This window comes from Pseudomonas sp. NPDC087346 (genome assembly GCF_044744235.1).
Taxonomy (GTDB): Bacteria; Pseudomonadota; Gammaproteobacteria; order Pseudomonadales; family Pseudomonadaceae; genus Aquipseudomonas.
Genome location: NZ_JBIUXX010000095.1, coordinates 1 through 2,435 on the forward strand (window position 1 = coordinate 1; position 2,435 = coordinate 2,435).

2 protein-coding genes are annotated in these 2,435 nt (G+C 61.0%); both read right to left on the minus strand.

Going from position 1 to position 2,435, the window contains the following annotated elements:
* Positions 1-174 precede the first annotated feature (174 nt).
* Positions 175-1,503: a tRNA lysidine(34) synthetase TilS gene (gene tilS / locus ACIOZM_RS29695; protein WP_401220753.1), complete on the minus strand. Its 1,329-nt coding sequence runs from the start codon at positions 1,501-1,503 to the stop codon at positions 175-177.
* 132 nt (positions 1,504-1,635) lie between these two features.
* Positions 1,636-2,435 (minus strand): acetyl-CoA carboxylase carboxyltransferase subunit alpha (locus ACIOZM_RS29700; protein WP_401220756.1); only part of this gene is annotated, 800 nt, incomplete at its 5' end.

Consider the following 2,435-nt stretch of genomic DNA (forward strand, 5'->3'; position numbering starts at 1 on the left):
CACACAGCCCCTCAAGTCTCACCCATCCCGCCCCCCAACGCCCCCTCCCCCCCCCCCCCCACCCCCACCCCCCCCGCCCACCACTCCCCCCCCCCCCCCCCCACACTCCTGCAATTCAGGCGAATCCACAGAAGTTGTATCAAGAAGGGAGCGTAGTCTACCGGAATGCCCCCTTCATCTCAAACCTTGATCTTCGTGCAAAGGGTCCCAATGCAAACGCCAGCCTTCCTGCGGGTTGCCGTCGAGTCCCGACAGATTCGCCACCGCGAGCAATTCTTCGCCGCGAAACAGCAGCGGCAATCTGCCACGGACGAAGGCCGGCACCACGCGCTCATTGAGCAGCCGCTTGAGATCACGATGGCCGCGATCCGCCAGATGCATCACCTCGCCGCCCTGCCGGTAGCGAATCAGCAATGGCCCGGCAGGCGCCTCCCCGATCAACATGATGCGACCGTTATCCGCCAAGCGTAGCGCTCGCGACGACTCCTGCCACGGGCTGTCGATCAACGGAGTGCGCAGCCAATTACCGCTGAGCCACCACAAACGTCCGCCACTGCGATGCAACTCGCCATCGGCCAGACGCCAGACTGGCGATGCATCCTGAGTCGCATTAATGAGATCCGTGCAACCCGACCAATGGTCGGTGTCGGGCAGTCGAGTCAACGGTTCGAGCCAGTGGCTGAGCAGGTTGCGCTGACGGGCGACGGACAACTCCATCAGTGGCGTCAGTTCCAGCGATGGCAGCCCCAGCCATTCGAATTCGCTCGGCGTGGTGGCTTGCGTGAGATCGATCTGCGCCAACTCATCCAGTAAACCTTGCGCCTCGCGCAGATGCGCAGCGCTGCGAGCCATACTTGCCTGAGCCTGCGGCCAACGATCTGTCAGCAGCGGCATCACCTGATGGCGCAGATAGTTGCGGGAAAACTGCCGGTCCTGATTTGACGGGTCTTCGATCCAGCGCAGTTGGTGTGCCTGTGCGTAGGCCTCCAACTCCGCTCGGGTGATGTCGAGCAACGGCCGTACCAGCCTGCCCTGCCCCAACGGACGCTGAGTCGGCATACCCGAAAGCCCTCGCACACCTGCGCCACGCAGCAGACGAAACAGCAGGGTTTCCGCCTGATCGTCGCGGTGCTGCCCGGTCAGCAGCAAGTCATCGGCAAGAGTCACGTCGCTGAACGCTGCATAGCGCGCCTCCCGCGCCGCCTGCTCCAGACTCGCCCCCGCTTTTACCTTCACTCGCACGATCTGCAGCGGAACACCCAACGCATCGCAGACCGCCTGACAATGCTGCGGCCACGCATCAGCCGCAGCCTGAAGGCCGTGGTGGACATGGATAGCACTCAGTGCCGGCAGGGATTGGGTTTTAGCCAGATGGACAAGCAGATGCAGAAGTACGGTGGAATCGAGGCCACCGGAAAAAGCGATGCGCCAGGTCCCGGCATTGCGCCAAGGCTCGAGATTCAGCAGAAGCCGCGACGGCAAATCACCCTTCAAAGGATTCATAGAGATGGGTCGCTTCTCATAAATCCCTGTAGGAGCTGCCGCAGGCTGCGATCTGTTGATCTTGTTTTTAAAAAGACAAAGTCAAAAGATCGCAGCCTTCGGCAGCTCCTACAGGGGTATTGCGCAGTCGTTTTAGAGACCGTAGCTCATCAGTCGATCATAACGGCGCTTCAACAGCGCTTCGTTATCGAACTTCTTCAGCATCGCCAGTTGCGAGGTCAGCTCTGCGCGGATCGAAGCAGCAGCCGTAGCCGGATCGCGGTGAGCGCCGCCCAAAGGCTCGCCGATCACTTTGTCGACGATGCCCAGACCTTTCAAACGCTCGGCAGTGATGCCCATCGCTTCAGCAGCATCCGGCGCTTTTTCTGCGGTTTTCCACAGAATCGAAGCGCAGCCTTCCGGCGAGATCACCGCGTAAGTCGAGTATTGCAGCATGTTCAACTGATCGCAGACGCCAATCGCCAAAGCACCGCCGGAACCACCCTCACCGATTACGGTGGCGATGATCGGGGTTTTCAGACGCGACATCACACGCAGGTTCCAGGCGATAGCTTCGCTCTGGTTGCGCTCTTCGGCGTCGATACCCGGGTAGGCACCCGGGGTGTCGATGAAGGTCAGGATCGGCATTTTGAAACGCTCGGCCATCTCCATCAGACGGCAAGCCTTGCGGTAGCCTTCCGGACGCGGCATGCCGAAGTTGCGGCGAACCTTCTCGCGCACTTCACGGCCCTTCTGGTGGCCGATGATCATCACCGGCTGATCGTCCAGACGGGCGATACCACCAACGATGGCGGCGTCGTCGGAGAAGTGACGGTCACCGTGCAGTTCGTCGAACTCGGTGAAGATGTGCTGGATGTAATCCAGGGTGTAAGGGCGTTTCGGGTGACGCGCCAGACGCGCGATCTGCCAGCTGGTCAGCTTGCCGAAGATGT